This window comes from Shewanella sp. SR44-4 (genome assembly GCF_014163715.1).
In the GTDB taxonomy this organism is placed as follows: Bacteria; Pseudomonadota; Gammaproteobacteria; order Enterobacterales; family Shewanellaceae; genus Shewanella.
On the sequence record NZ_JACJDU010000028.1, the window covers coordinates 1 to 16,529 of the forward strand.

Annotated in this window: 17 protein-coding genes; 1 reads left to right on the forward strand and 16 read right to left on the reverse strand. The window is 41.2% G+C overall.

What is annotated here, in order from left to right:
• Positions 1-164: 164 nt before the first annotated feature.
• The 15 genes from glmU to mioC form a co-directional block, all read right to left on the reverse strand.
• Complete coding sequence (gene glmU / locus H5125_RS13460; RefSeq protein WP_182744495.1) at positions 165-1,529, reverse strand: bifunctional UDP-N-acetylglucosamine diphosphorylase/glucosamine-1-phosphate N-acetyltransferase GlmU; 1,365 nt, start codon at positions 1,527-1,529, stop codon at positions 165-167.
• Between the two features lie 148 nt (positions 1,530-1,677).
• Positions 1,678-2,106 carry a F0F1 ATP synthase subunit epsilon gene (locus tag H5125_RS13465; protein WP_101087345.1) on the reverse strand — a complete coding sequence of 143 codons (429 nt, stop codon included), beginning with the start codon at positions 2,104-2,106 and terminating at the stop codon, positions 1,678-1,680.
• A 36-nt stretch (positions 2,107-2,142) separates the two neighbouring features.
• Positions 2,143-3,534 (reverse strand): F0F1 ATP synthase subunit beta, encoded by a 1,392-nt coding sequence (gene atpD / locus H5125_RS13470; protein ID WP_101087346.1) that lies wholly within the window; start codon positions 3,532-3,534, stop codon positions 2,143-2,145.
• A 35-nt stretch (positions 3,535-3,569) separates the two neighbouring features.
• Positions 3,570-4,430 (reverse strand): F0F1 ATP synthase subunit gamma, encoded by an 861-nt coding sequence (gene atpG, locus H5125_RS13475; RefSeq protein ID WP_101087347.1) that lies wholly within the window; start codon positions 4,428-4,430, stop codon positions 3,570-3,572.
• A 53-nt stretch (positions 4,431-4,483) separates the two neighbouring features.
• On the reverse strand, positions 4,484-6,025 hold the full coding sequence (gene atpA / locus H5125_RS13480; protein ID WP_101087348.1) for a F0F1 ATP synthase subunit alpha: 1,542 nt from the start codon (positions 6,023-6,025) through the stop codon (positions 4,484-4,486).
• A gap of 14 nt (positions 6,026-6,039) precedes the next feature.
• Positions 6,040-6,573, reverse strand: a complete 534-nt coding sequence (gene atpH, locus H5125_RS13485) for a F0F1 ATP synthase subunit delta (protein ID WP_101087349.1) — start codon at positions 6,571-6,573, stop codon at positions 6,040-6,042.
• 16 nt (positions 6,574-6,589) lie between these two features.
• Positions 6,590-7,060, reverse strand: coding sequence for a F0F1 ATP synthase subunit B (gene atpF, locus H5125_RS13490; RefSeq protein WP_101087350.1), 471 nt, complete (start codon positions 7,058-7,060; stop codon positions 6,590-6,592).
• Positions 7,061-7,097: 37 nt separating this feature from the next.
• Complete coding sequence (gene atpE, locus H5125_RS13495; RefSeq protein WP_011639455.1) at positions 7,098-7,349, reverse strand: F0F1 ATP synthase subunit C; 252 nt, start codon at positions 7,347-7,349, stop codon at positions 7,098-7,100.
• 65 nt (positions 7,350-7,414) lie between these two features.
• Positions 7,415-8,209: a F0F1 ATP synthase subunit A gene (gene atpB, locus H5125_RS13500; protein ID WP_101087351.1), complete on the reverse strand. Its 795-nt coding sequence runs from the start codon at positions 8,207-8,209 to the stop codon at positions 7,415-7,417.
• A gap of 12 nt (positions 8,210-8,221) precedes the next feature.
• Positions 8,222-8,605 carry an ATP synthase subunit I gene (locus H5125_RS13505; RefSeq protein ID WP_101087392.1) on the reverse strand — a complete coding sequence of 128 codons (384 nt, stop codon included), beginning with the start codon at positions 8,603-8,605 and terminating at the stop codon, positions 8,222-8,224.
• A gap of 225 nt (positions 8,606-8,830) precedes the next feature.
• Entirely contained in the window at positions 8,831-9,712 is an 882-nt protein-coding gene (locus tag H5125_RS13510) for a ParB/RepB/Spo0J family partition protein (protein WP_101087352.1), read from the reverse strand.
• 9 nt (positions 9,713-9,721) lie between these two features.
• Entirely contained in the window at positions 9,722-10,510 is a 789-nt protein-coding gene (locus tag H5125_RS13515; RefSeq protein WP_101087353.1) for a ParA family protein, read from the reverse strand.
• Between the two features lie 62 nt (positions 10,511-10,572).
• Positions 10,573-11,193 carry a 16S rRNA (guanine(527)-N(7))-methyltransferase RsmG gene (rsmG, locus tag H5125_RS13520; RefSeq protein WP_101087354.1) on the reverse strand — a complete coding sequence of 207 codons (621 nt, stop codon included), beginning with the start codon at positions 11,191-11,193 and terminating at the stop codon, positions 10,573-10,575.
• Positions 11,194-11,305: 112 nt separating this feature from the next.
• Complete coding sequence (gene mnmG, locus H5125_RS13525; RefSeq protein ID WP_101087355.1) at positions 11,306-13,195, reverse strand: tRNA uridine-5-carboxymethylaminomethyl(34) synthesis enzyme MnmG; 1,890 nt, start codon at positions 13,193-13,195, stop codon at positions 11,306-11,308.
• 471 nt (positions 13,196-13,666) lie between these two features.
• Positions 13,667-14,107, reverse strand: a complete 441-nt coding sequence (gene mioC / locus H5125_RS13530) for an FMN-binding protein MioC (RefSeq protein WP_182744496.1) — start codon at positions 14,105-14,107, stop codon at positions 13,667-13,669.
• A 169-nt stretch (positions 14,108-14,276) separates the two neighbouring features.
• Here mioC and H5125_RS13535 point away from each other — a divergent pair, with 169 nt between their 5' ends.
• Positions 14,277-15,590 carry a sodium:alanine symporter family protein gene (locus tag H5125_RS13535; RefSeq protein WP_254439842.1) on the forward strand — a complete coding sequence of 438 codons (1,314 nt, stop codon included), beginning with the start codon at positions 14,277-14,279 and terminating at the stop codon, positions 15,588-15,590.
• Positions 15,591-15,668: 78 nt separating this feature from the next.
• On the opposite strand, the gene fghA is transcribed toward H5125_RS13535, so the two are convergent.
• Positions 15,669-16,514, reverse strand: a complete 846-nt coding sequence (fghA, locus tag H5125_RS13540) for an S-formylglutathione hydrolase (protein ID WP_182744497.1) — start codon at positions 16,512-16,514, stop codon at positions 15,669-15,671.
• Between the last annotated feature and the right edge of the window lie 15 nt (positions 16,515-16,529).

Consider the following 16,529-nt stretch of genomic DNA (forward strand, 5'->3'; position numbering starts at 1 on the left):
CTTCAACAGACTCATGAACTAATTCAAGCTCTTGCTCAAACATAAAAAATCCCCACCAGAATACTGGTAGGGATTATCTTTCATCTGCAAGATCGGTCAAGTGCCCTTAAACGATCGGCATTGCTGACATATGCAGAGGCTTTTAGATTTTAGAATATTAAAGCTTATTTTTTTATTTTAACTGGACGTTGCCAACCGGTAATATGACGCTGTTTAACGCGTGTAATCACCAGTTCATTTTCAGCAACATCTTTGGTTATAGTTGAGCCGGCACCTAACGTGGCATTTTTGCCTATGGTAACAGGCGCAACTAACTGGGTATCACTACCGACGAATACACCATCCTCAATAGTAGTAATAAACTTATTGGCACCGTCATAGTTACAGGTAATAGTACCGGCACCGATATTAACGCCTGCGCCAATTTGTGCATCGCCTAAATAAGCCAAGTGGCCTGCTTTTGAACCTTTACCTAATACACTCTTTTTAATTTCAACAAAGTTGCCTATATGAGCATCTTCTTTAAGCTCTGCCCCTGGGCGTAAGCGAGCAAAAGGTCCTGCGCTCGCAGCTTGTCCAAGCTTAGCGCCTTCAACGATAGTATAAGGTTTAATTTCGGCATTATCGGCAATGTCGCAATCAATCAAAATAGCACCAGCACCAATTGTGACGTTATTACCTAAGGTCACTTGACCTTGAAAAATAACGTTAACATCAATCATCACATCCATACCAACAGTCACGTTACCGCGAATATCAATACGGGCAGGGTCGCGTAAATTAGCGCCTTCAAGCATCATTTTTTCAGCAGATCGAGCTTGGTAAGCTCGCTCTAACTGCGCAAGTTGTACGCGGTTATTAGCACCTTCAACTTCAATAGCTGATTGTGGTTGTGAGGTAGTAATTTCAACACCATCGGCATTAGCCATGGCGATAATGTCAGTTAAATAGTATTCGCCTTGAGCATTATTATTAGATAAACGATTTAACCATGCTTTTAACTGCTTACCGGGTACCGCCATAATGCCGGTATTCACTTCGTTAATGGCTAACTGCTCAGCATTAGCATCTTTTTGTTCAATAATTCCGACGACTTTACCCTGTTCACGAACGATACGACCATAACCTGTTGGATTAGGTAAATTGACCGTTAAGATAGCAAGACCATTAGCAGGACGAACGGCCAATAAAGCTTCTAAGGTCGATTGTTGAATTAGTGGCACATCACCATAAAGAATCAATACCGTGTCGTCGTCGTTAATATTTGGATTAGCTTGGGCAACGGCATGGCCAGTACCGAGTTGTTCTGCTTGCAATACCCAATTTAATGCTTGCTCACCTAAAGCCGCTTGTAATTTATCTGCACCATAGCCATACACTAATTGAATAGCCGATGACCCTAAAGAATTGGCAGTATCAATAACATGTTGCACCATACTTTTATGGGCAATGGGATGCAGCACTTTTGGCAGATCTGAGCGCATCCGAGTTCCTTTTCCTGCAGCTAAGATCACAACATTTAACGACATTGAGCATTCCTTTAATGAACAGATAGAGATTTGCAGACATTTTAGCGGAATACGAACCAAAGTGAAAATAAAGGCGCTAAGTTAGCCAGTAATAGGCAATAAAAAAGGCGACTCGTAAGAGTCGCCTTTTAAGCGTCAAATAATCAGATTATCTGGTGATATTTTTCTTGATGCATTCAACAACACGTAATTGAGCCATAGATTTGGCTAATTCGATTGCAGCAGCTTCATAATTGAAGTCAGTGCCGGCATTAGCAATTGCTTGCTCTGCACGTTCTTTGGCTTCTAAAGCAGCTTTCTCATCAATATCATCGGCACGTAATGCTACATCAGCAAGCACTGAAATTGCAGTAGGTTGTACTTCAAGTAAACCACCTGATAAATACAACACTTCTTCACTGCCATCTTGCTTGATAAAGCGCGCCATACCAGGCTTGATTTTTGTCAGTAACGCAACATGGTTAGGCATAATACCTAACTCACCTTCAGCACCATTAACTTCTAAAAAGCTAACTTGGCCATGGAAGATGCTGTTTTCGGCACTAACAATATCAAGTTGGACTGTTTTGGCTGCCATCAAGTTCTCCTTAAAGAACTAAGCTTTACGGCCTAGTTATTTCTTTTTGTTAGCTTTTTCGACAGCTTCATCGATTGAGCCAACCATGTAGAACGCTTGCTCTGGGATGTGATCGAACTCACCTTCCAAGATACCCTTGAAGCCACGAATTGTGTCTTTAAGAGAAACGTACTTACCTGGAGAACCAGTGAAGACTTCTGCTACGAAGAAAGGTTGAGATAAGAAACGCTCAATCTTACGTGCTCGGAATACCATGGTTTTATCATCATCTGACAATTCATCCATACCCAAGATAGCAATAATGTCTTTCAGCTCTTTATAACGCTGTAATACAGTTTGTACACCGTTTGCAACATCATAATGCTCTTGGCCAACAACCTGTGGATCTAACTGACGTGAAGTCGAATCCAATGGGTCAACCGCTGGGTAAATACCCAAAGATGCAATTTGACGAGACAATACAACAGTCGCATCTAAGTGAGCGAAGGTTGTTGCTGGTGACGGATCAGTTAAGTCATCCGCAGGTACATATACTGCTTGTACAGAAGTAATCGAACCAGACTTAGTTGAAGTGATACGTTCTTGAAGAACACCCATCTCTTCAGCTAGTGTTGGCTGATAACCTACTGCAGAAGGCATACGACCTAGTAGTGCAGATACTTCAGTACCCGCTAAGGTGTAACGGTAAATGTTGTCCACGAACAACAATACGTCACGACCTTCGTCACGGAACTTTTCAGCGATACTCAGGCCAGTTAACGCTACGCGTAAACGGTTACCTGGAGGCTCGTTCATCTGACCATAAACCATGGCTACTTTGTCTAATACGCCTGAATCTTCCATCTCGTAGTAGAAGTCGTTACCCTCACGGGTACGCTCACCAACACCAGCGAAAACAGAAAGACCAGAGTGAGCTTTGGCGATGTTGTTAATCAGTTCCATCATGTTGACTGTTTTACCAACACCAGCACCACCGAACAGACCGACTTTACCACCTTTAGCGAAAGGACAAACAAGGTCGATAACCTTGATACCCGTCTCTAATAGCTCAGTTGAATTTGACTGATCTTCGTATGAAGGGGCTGCACGGTGAATAACATAACGCTCTTCTTCACCAATAGGACCCGCTTCATCGATAGGCTCACCCAATACGTTCATAATACGGCCAAGGGTTGCAACCCCTACCGGAACAGTAATTGGTGAACCTGAGTTTGCTACCTCTAGACCACGACGCAGACCATCAGAAGAACCCATAGCGATGGTACGAACAACACCACCACCTAGTTGCTGCTGAACTTCCAGCACCAAACCATTACAGGCGCCTTCACCAGTGATCTTCAGAGCGTCATATACTCGAGGTACAGAATCTTGTGGAAACTCTACGTCCACAACCGCGCCAATTACTTGGACAACAGTACCTGTGCTCATGATTAATCCTCTAAACTTGATTTCGTTACCTAAACCTAAACCGCTGCAGCGCCTGATACAATTTCCGACAGTTCTTGCGTAATCGCAGCCTGACGGGCCTTGTTATAGACGAGTTGCAAATCATCGATCATTTCGCCAGCGTTGTCTGTTGCCGCCTTCATAGCTACCATACGGGCAGCTTGTTCAGAGGCAATATTCTCAACAACACCTTGATATACTTGAGACTCTACATAACGAGTTAACAATAGATCTAAAACTTCTTTTGGATCTGGCTCGTAAATATAATCCCAAGGATAACTAGCTACTTCTTCATCTGACTTAGGTAAAGGTAGCAGCTGTTCGATCACCGGAGTCTGGGTCATTGTATTAACAAACTTGTTAAACACAATGTACAGACGATCCAATTTACCTTCGTTGTAAGCTTTTAACATGACACGTACTGTGCCAATCAAATCAACAAGTTTTGGCGCATCGCCTAAACCTGATGCATGGGCGGAAACTTCACCACCAAAGCTTTTAAAAAACTGAACAGAACGGGCACCAATTGGGCAAAACTCAACGTCTGCACCTTGTTCTTTCCATTTTTTAACGTCTGACACAACCTTTTTAAAGAGGTTGACGTTCAAACCACCACAAAGGCCACGGTCGGTTGCTACAACAATGTAACCAACCCGCTTGGCATCTCTCACCTCTAAATAGGGGTGTTTATACTCGAGAGTACCTTGCGCTACGTGACCGATCACCTTACGCATATTTTCTGCATATGGACGGCTAGCTGCCATGCGTTCTTGCGCTCTGCGCATTTTGCTGGCGGCAACCATTTCCATAGCGGAAGTGATCTTCTGAGTATTTTTAACACTCGCGATCTTGGTTTTAATCTCTTTAGCGCTGGCCATCTCTACTCTCCAATCTGGGACCTGAGGTGCCTAATGACACCCCGTGTTCATTATTACCAGGTTTGGGTTTCAATGAACTTGTCCATGCCTGCCTTTAACTCACCTTCGATATCAGCGTTATAATCGCCAGTAGCATTGATGGTGTTCATTAGGTCAGCATGTTGACTGTTCATGTATGAAAGCAGAGAGGCCTCGAAGCGACCGATTTCATTTAAAGCAACACCTTTAAGGTAGCCTTTTTCAGCTGCGAAAATAGACACAGACTGGGCAGCAACGCTCATAGGAGCATATTGCTTTTGCTTCATTAATTCGGTTACACGCTCACCATGCTCAAGTTGAGCACGAGTTGCATCATCTAAATCAGACGCAAACTGTGAGAACGCAGCAAGCTCTCGATACTGTGCAAGTGCAGTACGAATACCGCCAGACAGTTTCTTGATGATTTTAGTCTGCGCAGCACCACCAACACGAGAAACTGAAATACCTGGGTTAACTGCTGGACGTAGTCCAGAGTTAAACAAATCAGTCTCAAGGAAGATTTGACCATCTGTAATAGAAATTACGTTAGTCGGTACGAACGCTGATACATCACCAGCTTGGGTTTCAATAATAGGCAAAGCGGTTAACGAACCGGTTTTACCTGTTACTGCACCTTTAGTGAACTTTTCTACATAATTCACGTTTACGCGTGAAGCACGCTCTAATAAACGAGAGTGTAGATAAAAAACATCACCTGGGTATGCTTCACGTCCTGGTGGACGCTTCAATAGTAGTGAAATTTGACGATAAGCAACTGCTTGCTTAGACAAATCATCATATACGATTAAAGAATCTTCACCGCGGTCACGGAAGTATTCACCCATAGAACAACCAGAATATGGCGCTAAATATTGTAGTGCGGCAGCTTCAGAAGCTGAGGCAACAACAACAATAGTGTTAGCTAATGCACCATGTTCTTCAAGCTTGCGTACTACGTTAGCGATGGTAGAAGCTTTCTGACCAATAGCGACATAGACACACTTAATGCCTGACTCTTTCTGGTTGATAATTGCATCGATTGCCATCGCTGTTTTACCAGTCTGACGGTCACCAATAATCAATTCACGTTGACCACGACCAATAGGGATCATGGCATCAACGGCTTTATAACCAGTTTGAATTGGTTGTGATACTGACTTACGTTCAATAACACCTGGGGCAATCACTTCAACAGGAGAGAAACCATCGTTGTCGATAGGTCCTTTTCCGTCAATAGGCTCACCTAGAGTGTTAACAACGCGGCCAAGTAGACCACGACCCACCGGTACTTCAAGAATACGACCAGTGGTTCTTACTTTATCGCCTTCTGCTAAATTAGCATAAGGCCCCATTACTACGGCGCCGACAGAATCACGTTCTAAATTCAACGCGATTGCAAAACAGCCACCAGGCAGTTCGATCATTTCACCTTGCATTACATCGGCTAGGCCGTTAATGCGAATGATGCCGTCACTTACTGCAACGATTGTACCTTCGTTGCGAGCTTCACTAACGACGTCGAACTGCTGGATCCGCTGCTTAATCAGATCGCTGATTTCAGTGGAATTCAGTTGCATGCTCAAACTCCCAATTACGACTGCAGCTTTTCAGACAAACGCGATAACTTACCGCTTACCGAGCCATCAATGACTAGGTCGCCTGATTTAATAATTACACCGCCAATAAGCGATGCGTCGATGCTGCAATTCAGCTTAACTTTGCGTGCGAGACGTTTCTCTAAAGAAACACTAATTTGCTGCTGTTGCTCAGAGCTTAGCTCAGTAGCAGAAACCACATCGGCTTCAACTTCTTTTGCCCACTCATTACGGTATTCAGCAAAAAGTAGCGATACTGTTGACAGTATCCCTAAACGACCGTTTTCAGCCATTACCTTTATCAGGTTTTGACCTTGCTCATTGACTTGCTCACCGCATACTTTTATAAAAAGTGAGGCAAGTTGTGTACTCGCGAGAGTACCATTAAGCAGTGGCTTTATTGATTCGTTTTCACTTACCAATGAAGCGAAAGTTAACATTTCTGTCCAACTTTCTACTGCTTTATGCTCAACAGCAAAATCAAAAGCTGCCTTTGCGTAAGGGCGAGCGATGGTGCTTAATTCAGCCATAACTCAACTCCCTTAATCAAATTTCAGCAACAAGTTTATTAACTATGTCACTGTGGGCTTCTGGATCTATCACGCGTTCAAGAATTTTCTCTGCACCAGCGATAGCTAGTAGAGCAACTTGCTTACGCAAATCATCTTTCACGCGATTACGTTCGTTTTCAATTTCTGCTTGACCCTGAGCGATAATTTTAGCTCGCTCAGTTTGCGCTTCAACTTTAGCTTCTTCAACGATTTGAGCCTTACGCTTATTAGCTTGCTCAATAATTTCGTTGGCAGTTACTTTTGCTTCTTTTAGTTGCTCAGTAGCTTTAATTTGTGCTAACTCTAGATCTTTTGCTGCACGGCCGGCATCAGCCAGACCATCAGCAATTTTCTTCTGGCGTTCTTCGATGGCATTCATCAACGGAGGCCATACAAACTTCATGCAAAACCACACGAAGAGAATAAAGGCAACCGTCTGACCGAATAGGGTAGCGTTGAAATTCACAACAGCCTCCTAGTTAGATTAAAGACAGAAGCGTTAGTTAAAGCATTGCACCCAATGGGTTAGTAAATAGCATAAATAGCGCAATACCTACACCAATCATAGTTACGGCATCTAGAAGACCCGCTACGATGAACATTTTAACTTGTAACATAGGCGCCATTTCTGGCTGACGAGCTGCACCTTCTAAAAACTTTCCACCTAAAAGGCCGAAACCAATAGCTGTTCCTAATGCACCCATACCAATGAGTAGAGCAACAGCAATTGCCGTCATTCCTAATACAGTTTCCATATCTATCTCCAATATTCTAAATCGTTGTTATTAATGATTTAGGTCAAAAAAATTTTCGGTTACCCTTAGTGATCTTCATGCGCCATGCTTAAATAAACAATGGTCAACATCATGAAAATAAATGCTTGTAAAGTAATAACTAAAATATGGAAAATTAACCAACCTAGTTGTAATCCTACACCTAGAGCAGATAACGCCACGTTAGAACCGTACATCAATGCAATAAGGATAAATATCAACTCACCAGCGTACAAGTTACCAAATAGTCGTAGAGCCAATGAAATCGGCTTCGCAACTAAAGTTACTGTTTCTAATAATAAGTTGACGGGTATCATTGCCCAATGGTTAAAAGGCTGAAATGTTAGTTCTTTAACAAAACCTGAAACACCTTTGACTTTAATGCTGTAATAAATAATCAGCACAAACACACCAAGAGCTAAGCTGAAGGTAATGTTAACGTCTGTAGTCGGGACAACTTTTAGGTATGGAACACCAGCTAATAAAGCCAGTGAAGGTAACCAATCGACTGGGATCATATCCATGAAGTTCATCATGAAAATCCAGACGAAAATTGTCAGAGCTAAAGGCGCAATAACAGGATTGCGGCCGTGAAAAGTTTCTTTCACACTGCTATCAACGAACTCAACAATCATCTCGACAAAACATTGAAATTTGCCAGGAACGCCTGTGGTCGCTTTTTTGCCGGCACGATAAAACAGCCATAAGAACAACATTCCAAGCCCAACCGAAAAGAGCAACGAATCAATGTTCCAAGTCCAAAATCCTTCACCAACTGTTAGATTGGTAAGGTGATGTTGGATATAGCTCTGCTGTGTCATTTCTTCACCAGTTGCAGACATGATTCATCCCACTTAACTTTGCTTGAAATATAAAGGTGCTATCCAATGTACAACTAACACTAATGAGTAACAGGTAAAAAGCGGCATAAATCCAACTTTTATATTGATAAACACTAACGAAAATAATGCAATGGTTAATAGCATCTTTACCGCTTCCCCCCAGTAAAAGCTTTTAATCACTTTTGCTGCAGAGCTTGCCCCACTATGTGAGAAAGCTAGGGTTGCGAATACAAAATTAGGAAGTACAGCAATTACGCCACCTGCTAGCGCAGATAGGCCATACTGTGCTCCCCACATAACGAAAAATAGTGTTGAAATAATACACGCGACTGTCGCTTGTACCAGCACTAATTTATAGGCTGCTAACCTGCCACGACGCGCTAAAACATTACCCAACTTCATATCTCCGCATTATTGCCTTTCGCGGTCCTAATGTTAAATTTAATATATTAAACTAGCCTTAAGATTCAAAAAGCCTGCAAAGTATACCTTTTCGCGCTTTGTTTGCAACTTTGATGATAGTAAAACAACGATTTTACGCACGATTCAGCGCTAAATAATCAAAAACTAAAATTAGAGCTATGTCACAAACTTACTAATGAAATTGGTTTGTTGCACATTTCAGCGGATTTTACTTAAAATTCCGTCTAATTCAGCTAGATTCTGGTAATTTATTACAATTTTGCCTTTACCTTTACTGCCATGATTGATGGCAACCTTGGCACCGAGTCTTTCAATTAACTCTTGTTCTAAACGACTAACATCATGATCTTTAGCTGGTGTTTCGGCGTCTTTAGCCGGATTTAGGGCTTTATTAACTAATCGTTCAGTTTCTCGAACAGTCATTTCTTTTGAGGCCACTAATCGAGCTAAATTAGTCTGTTCATCGCCTTCTACCGCCAATAAAGCCCGCGCGTGGCCCATGTCGATATCACCATTTTCCAACAAACGTTTAACAGGCTCATTAAGGCTATTTAAACGCAATAAATTAGAAACACTAACACGGGATTTACCAACTGCATCAGCCACTTGTTGATGGGTTAATTCAAATTCTTCTAATAATCGTTGCAAGGCAATGGCTTCTTCCATTGCATTTAAATCTTCACGTTGAATATTCTCAATTAGCGCGATAGCGACCGCAGCATCATCAGCCACTTGCTTTACAATACACGGTACTTTATCAAGTTTGGCTAGTTGAGCTGCACGCCAACGACGTTCACCGGCAATAATTTCATAATTAGTTGCAGATATTTTACGAATAATAATAGGTTGTATAACACCTTGAGCACGAATTGATTCAGCTAGCTCTTCTAGTGCTTCTGGCGACATATCTTTACGTGGTTGATATTTACCTGGTTGTAATAAATCAAGATCAAGGTGTAGTAAGTCATTTAACGTTGCAGATTGCTGCTCTTCTACTTGATCATTTTTACGACTAGCAGTATTACTGTGGCTTAATAAGGCATCCAAGCCTTTACCTAAACCGCGTTTTTTTATGGTCATTTTTGTATCCTACGCTTGTTTTGGTTGAGTTTGCTGTTCTGCACGACGGATTATTTCACCTGCCAGGGCTAAATAGGCTTTAGCTCCGGCACTTGATTTGTCGTAATACATGGCAGGTGCACCAAAACTAGGTGCTTCAGCTAAACGAACATTTCGCGGTATCACAGTGCGATACACTTTCTCACCAAAATGCTGTTTGAGTTGATCAGATACATCATTAGATAAACGATTTCGCGGATCATACATAGTCCGCAAAATGCCTTCTATGCTTAATGTAGGGTTAACCATGGCGCCTAGCTTGGTAATAGTGTCAATTAACGCCGTTAAGCCTTCTAAGGCATAATATTCGCATTGCATTGGCACGAGTACAGAATCAGCAGCCGACATGGCATTTACAGTTAACATATTGAGTGATGGCGGGCAGTCAATAAAGATAAAGTCATAATCATCTTTGATCGGTGCTAATGCGTTGCGTAAACGGATCTCACGCGCATAAAATTCCATTAATTTAATTTCAGCAGCAGTGACATCACCATTACCCGCGATCAAATCATATTTACCTATGGTATTTTTAATGACTATTTCGGCAAAGGGTTTTTCTTCGACTAATAATTCATAAGCGGTGTTATCGACTTCATATTTATCGACACCACTGCCCATAGTCGCATTACCTTGAGGATCTAAATCGATCAACAACACTTTACGCTTTGTGGCGGCAAGTGATGCGGCTAAATTAACGCAAGTTGTTGTTTTTCCAACGCCACCTTTCTGGTTGGCTACGGCAATGATTTTACCCACAATGTCATCCTGTCTTAAAGTTATTGATGTCCGGTTAGCTTAATTAGCGAAAGAAATGCGAGTTATTGCTTAGCAATTTTTAATAAATGTCGCTGTTCATCTAACGTTGGTACATGCAATACAATGGTTTCTACCAACAAAAATCCTGTTGGCATATCTTGTAATTCTTGCTGATTTAACTGGCCTTTTAACGCATAAAAAGTGCCTTTCTCAGTCGGTAAATGATGACACCAACTGAGCATATCTTGAATAGATGCAAATGCTCGACTTAACACACCATCAAATTTAATCTCTGGGTTATAAGCTTCAACACGGCTTTCTACCGAGGTAATATTATTAATTTTTAATTCAAATTGAACCTGTTTTTGAAAACGGATCCGTTTACCTAAACTGTCTAACAACACAAACTGCTTATCTGGATTCATAATCGCTAATGGGATCCCGGGTAAACCAGGGCCAGTTCCCACATCGATAAAACGTTGTCCTTCAAGATAAGGAGAAACGGTTAAACTGTCCATAACATGACGGATTAACATTTGCTCAGGATCACGAACGGCGGTGAGATTATAAGCCTTATTCCATTTATCAAGCATTTCAACAAAACCTATTAATTGTTTTTGTTGTAATTCAGTGGCCGACATATTCATTTCAGCTAAATAGGTTTTAAGTTGGGCAGATAACACAGAAAGCCTCGTAGGTTGCATGATAAAGACGGCAGTTATTATGAAGCCGTAAAAGCACTAAGGGAAGCCTTATGGCTTCCCTTGTGGTATTGAGTTGAAAAAATAACTATATTTATGCGATTTTTCGCAATAATCCTCGTTTTTTCAAATGTACTAGCAAAATTGAGATCGCTGCAGGAGTAATGCCTGAGATCCGTGATGCTTGTCCAACTGTGTCAGGTTTATGATTATTGAGTTTTGCTATCACTTCATTTGATAAACCAGGCACTTCTTGATAATCCAGATCAAGTGGCAATAATGAGTTTTCATGACGGATCGCTTTATCAATTTCATCTTGCTGACGCTGAATGTAACCAGAGTACTTAACTTGAATTTGTACTTGTTCAGCTGCTTGTTGATCTTCAAGTCCAGGACCAAAACCCTCTAATGACATAAGCTTTGCATAATCCATTTCAGGACGGCGTAGCAAGTCTTCAAATGATGCTTCACGTGAAATAGGGGTGTTTAATTGTGGATTAAGTACCCCTAATAAAGCTGAATTTGGGTGAACCCATTGGCTGCGCAAGCGCTGAAGTTCTAATTCGATCGATTCTCTTTTGGCAATAAATGATTCCCATCGCTTATCATCAACTAAGCCTAATTCACGGCCTTTTTCAGTCAAACGTAAATCGGCATTATCTTCACGAAGTAATAAACGATATTCCGCACGGCTGGTAAACATGCGGTATGGTTCTTTTGTACCTAAGGTTGATAAATCGTCAACTAAAACACCTAAATAAGCTTCATCACGACGAGGACACCAAGCTGCTTTGCCTTGAACTTGCAGTGATGCATTCATTCCAGCAAGTAAACCTTGAGCTCCGGCTTCTTCATAACCAGTAGTACCGTTAATTTGACCAGCGAAATAAAGTCCTTCGATGGCTTTAGTTTCTAATGAGTTTTTAAGATCGCGTGGATCAAAATAATCATACTCAATAGCATAGCCAGGACGCATAATTTCAGCGTTTTCCATGCCTTTAATTGAACGGACTAAATTTAACTGTACATCAAACGGTAAACTGGTTGATATACCGTTTGGATAAATTTCATTAGTACTTAGGCCTTCAGGCTCAATAAATATCTGATGTGATGATTTATCCGCAAAACGGTGGATCTTGTCTTCGATAGACGGACAATAACGCGGTCCAATCCCTTCTATAACACCTGAATACATAGGGCTACGATCAAGTCCTCCACGAATAATGTCGTGGGTTTTCTCATTGGTATGAGTGATAAAACATGAAACTTGTCTTGGATGCTGACTAACATCACCAACAAATGACATTACTGGCAGTGGTGTGTCGCCTTTTTGCTCAGTCATTTGTGTAAAATCAATGGTATTAGCATCGATACGTGGTGGTGTCCCAGTTTTTAAACGGCCAACACGGATATTTAATTCACGTAATCGATTTGCTAATGCAATTGCCGGTGGATCACCTGCGCGACCACCACTGTAATTCTGCATACCAATATGGATTTTACCACTTAAGAATGTACCCGTTGTTAATACAATTGCTGGTGCTTCGAAAGCTAAACCCATTTGTGTTACTACACCAACAACTTTATCGCTTTCAACAACTAGGTCATCAACAGCCTGTTGGAATATACGTAAATTAGGTTGGTTTTGTAATATATGTTGGATTTTTTGACGATACAGCGCTCTGTCTGCCTGGGCACGTGTTGCACGAACGGCAGGACCTTTGCTTGAATTTAATGTTCTAAATTGAATACCTGCAAAGTCAGTGGCGGTTGCCATTGCTCCACCTAAGGCGTCAATTTCTTTTACCAAGTGGCCTTTACCAATCCCGCCTATTGCAGGATTACAAGACATTTGGCCAAGTGTGTCGATGTTATGGGTCAACAATAATGTTTTTGAGCCCATTCTTGCAGCTGCAAGTGCTGCTTCAGTTCCGGCATGACCACCACCAACAACAATTACATCAAACCGTTCATGAAAATGCATTATCTGACCTTTGATAGCTAAGAAAGTTAAATTCGAATTTATTCTTTTTTCGATTGGATCATTTTAGCACTTGCTCGTCTGAACGTGAACGATCATTTTTCATTGATTGATCAAGATGCGGTTTGCTTAATAGATCTTAAGATCTTTATATAGATCTTTTTATTATGTTTATTATTAGGATCGGACTTTTCTGTTGATAACTTTTATTTCTGTTTAAAATCATACGGTAAAGTTAAAACTAACCTGTGATCTGATCGCGATCAAACTCAAGATAACATGGGGATAGATCGGGTAGTTATCCACAAGGGTGATCATTGAGCAGATCGGACTGTGAATAGTACAGAGTTATGATCGCTAAAAATAATAGCTTATCCACAAACTTATACTTATAAGTAATATATTGTGGATAAGTATGATCTAATCTGTGAGTCGATCACGATTTATGCAGACAATGATCGGATATCTATATGTTTAGATAAGATGCTGCCATTGCAATAACCACGCTAGAGCAGGTTCTTCTGGTATTGGGTCTCGTTGCACATCGATTTGGATCTTATCCACAATGGCTTTAGATCCATTTTGCAAAAGTAGTGCGGTTATTTTTTCTGGCCCTTGGCAGAAAGTATCGTAACTAGAGTCACCAATTGCACATAAAGCGAACTTTATATGGTTAAGATCGGGCATTTCGATCATTAATTGCTTATGAAATGGCACTATGTTGTCGGGAAGATCGCCTGCTCCATGAGTAGAACATACAAGGATCCACACTGGAAAATCTGCTAATTCATCTATATTAGGCTCGATAAATACCTTTGTTTGATGGTTTAACTCATCAAGTTGAGCTGCCAATTCATCGGCAACATATTCTGAACCGCCTAATGTTGTGCCTACTAATAATGCTACGTTTGCCATCTTGACTCCGAATTATTAAATTTATTCATCTATTTTACGCTTATTTTTCATTGCGCTGTGCGAGTAATATCAGTATTTTCTTAATTACTATTTAACAATAAAACAACAGGTTTTAATGAATCTTGCTGATATTACTAAACAGCTAGCTGACCTTGCATGGGGTCCTCACATGCTTATTTTACTCGTTGGCGGTGGCTTATTCTTCCTTATTTATTCTCGTTTTGTGCCTTTTAGGTACATAGGTCACGCTATTAATGTCGTGAGAGGTAAATATCCTGATGATGGCGCCGAAGGGCATATCAGCCATGCTGGGGCGTTATCCAGTGCTATGGCCGGTACCGTGGGAATGGGAAATATTGGTAGTGTTGCTGTGGCTATTATGGTCGGTGGTCCGGGAGCTATTTTCTGGATGTGGATCAGCGCTATTGTTGGTATGGCGACCAAGTTTTTTACTTGTACTTTGGCTATTATGTATCGTGGTAAAGATGAAAATGGTGATGTACAGGGTGGCCCTATGTACATTATTACTCAAGGGTTAACTAAAAAATGGCATTTTTTAGCGGTATTTTTCTGTGTTGTTGGCTTAATTGGTAATTTCCCGCTGTTTAACTCAAATCAATTAGTACAGATAATCCGCGAGTGGTTATTTGTTAAACCAGGTCATTTTCCGGCGGATCAATCGACTTTTTGGCTTGATTTGAGTTTAGGGATAGTTGTTATGGTGATAGTGGCAAGCGTTATTCTTGGTGGAATTAAGCGTATTGCGACCGTAGCATCTAAAGTTGTGCCGATGATGATCTTAATTTACATGAGTTGTGCCGCTTATGTGATTGTGTCAAATATTGAGCAAGTACCTGGCTATTTTAGTCTTATTTTCACTGAAGCATTTTCGTTAAATTCGGTTGGCGGCGGAATTTTAGGGACAATGTTAATTGGTATTCGCCGAGCTGCATTTTCGAATGAGGCTGGAATTGGTACAGAGGTTATGGCTCATGGCAGTGCCAAAACTAATGAACCAGTAAAAGAAGGTTTAGTGGCCATGCTAGGCCCTGCTATTGATACATTATTAGTCTGCACTGCAACAGCGATGATTATTTTAATCTCGGGTGTGTGGCAAGGTACTGATGCTGAAGGGGTAAATTTATCGGCGCAGGCATTTGAAATTACGATGCCAGGTATTGGACCATATTTGCTTATTTTATGTGTGGTGTTTTTTAGTATTAGCACCATTTTTACTCAAGCATTTTATGGTGGCCAATGTTTTGCCTTTTTATTTGGTCGTAAACGTATTCGTTTTTATCAGTACTTTTATTTATTAGCTATTTTGTTTGCTGCGACAGCCAGCTTGCAAGAAATTGTGAATATTATTGATGCTGCTTATGCATTGATGGCGATACCGACGATGACGTCTGCTTTATTGTTAGCTCCTAAGGTTAGGGCTGCAGCAAAAGATTATTTCTCTCGGTTAGATGCTAATCGTTAACTGTAATGTATAAAAAAACGAGCCAAAATGGCTCGTTTTCATTTTTATTGATTCATTACAACTATCAAATATTGTATTTTATTTAAGTGCTAAGTGCTTAGCATGAAAACGCAGATGGTCTTCAATAAACGTTGCGATAAAATAATAGCTGTGGTCATAACCTGGCTGCATTCTTAGTTCAAGCGGATAACCTTTGTCTTTAGCTATTTGAACTAAGGCTTGTGGTTTTAACTGCTCGTCTAAAAAGTTGTCATTACTGCCTTGATCCACCAGCGTGGGCACAAATTGTTGGCTATTGGCCATTAACTCGCAGCTATCGTATTGTTGCCATTGCTGCTGATCATCACCTAAATAACCACGGAATGCTTTGATGCCCCATGGGCAGTCCATTGGGTGACAAATAGGACTAAATGCTGACAGGCTGTTATATCTGTGCGGATTTTTTAATCCTATGGTTAACGCGCCATGTCCACCCATTGAGTGGCCGCTAATACTGCGTTGCTCTGTTACTGGGAAATGGGCTTCAATCAGTGCTGGCAATTCGTTTACCACATAATCATACATTTGGTAATGCTGACTAAAGGGTGGTTTGGTGGCATTTAGATAAAAGCCTGCACCTAAACCAAAGTCATAAGCGCCGTCGGTATCATCTGCAACACCTTCACCTCTAGGGCTGGTATCAGGTGCGACAATAGCCATGCCTAACTCTGCTGCTATGCGTTGTGCACCTGCTTTTTGCATAAAGTTTTCATCAGTACAGGTGAGCCCTGACAACCAATATAAAACCGGCACTTTTTGGCTTTCGGCTTGTGGCGGTAAGTAAATAGCAAACCGCATGGTGCAATTAAGCGTACTTGATTGATGACTGTATTGCTTATGCCAACCACCAAATGCTTTGGTACTGCTGATACTTTCAATGGTCATGATGTGTCCTTATTT

Excerpts from the sequence above, each read along its gene's own strand:
- glmU (WP_182744495.1), bottom strand. The coding sequence starts at position 1,529 with ATGTCGTTAAATGTTGTGATCTTAGCTGCAGGAAAAGGAACTCGGATG.
- H5125_RS13465 (WP_101087345.1), bottom strand. The coding sequence starts at position 2,106 with ATGGCAGCCAAAACAGTCCAACTTGATATTGTTAGTGCCGAAAACAGC.
- atpD (WP_101087346.1), bottom strand. The coding sequence starts at position 3,534 with ATGAGCACAGGTACTGTTGTCCAAGTAATTGGCGCGGTTGTGGACGTA.
- atpG (WP_101087347.1), bottom strand. The coding sequence starts at position 4,430 with ATGGCCAGCGCTAAAGAGATTAAAACCAAGATCGCGAGTGTTAAAAAT.
- atpA (WP_101087348.1), bottom strand. The coding sequence starts at position 6,025 with ATGCAACTGAATTCCACTGAAATCAGCGATCTGATTAAGCAGCGGATC.
- atpH (WP_101087349.1), bottom strand. The coding sequence starts at position 6,573 with ATGGCTGAATTAAGCACCATCGCTCGCCCTTACGCAAAGGCAGCTTTT.
- atpE (WP_011639455.1), bottom strand. The coding sequence starts at position 7,349 with ATGGAAACTGTATTAGGAATGACGGCAATTGCTGTTGCTCTACTCATT.
- atpB (WP_101087351.1), bottom strand. The coding sequence starts at position 8,209 with ATGTCTGCAACTGGTGAAGAAATGACACAGCAGAGCTATATCCAACAT.
- H5125_RS13510 (WP_101087352.1), bottom strand. The coding sequence starts at position 9,712 with ATGACCATAAAAAAACGCGGTTTAGGTAAAGGCTTGGATGCCTTATTA.
- mnmG (WP_101087355.1), bottom strand. The coding sequence starts at position 13,195 with ATGCATTTTCATGAACGGTTTGATGTAATTGTTGTTGGTGGTGGTCAT.
- mioC (WP_182744496.1), bottom strand. The coding sequence starts at position 14,107 with ATGGCAAACGTAGCATTATTAGTAGGCACAACATTAGGCGGTTCAGAA.
- H5125_RS13535 (WP_254439842.1), top strand. The coding sequence starts at position 14,277 with ATGCTTATTTTACTCGTTGGCGGTGGCTTATTCTTCCTTATTTATTCT.
- fghA (WP_182744497.1), bottom strand. The coding sequence starts at position 16,514 with ATGACCATTGAAAGTATCAGCAGTACCAAAGCATTTGGTGGTTGGCAT.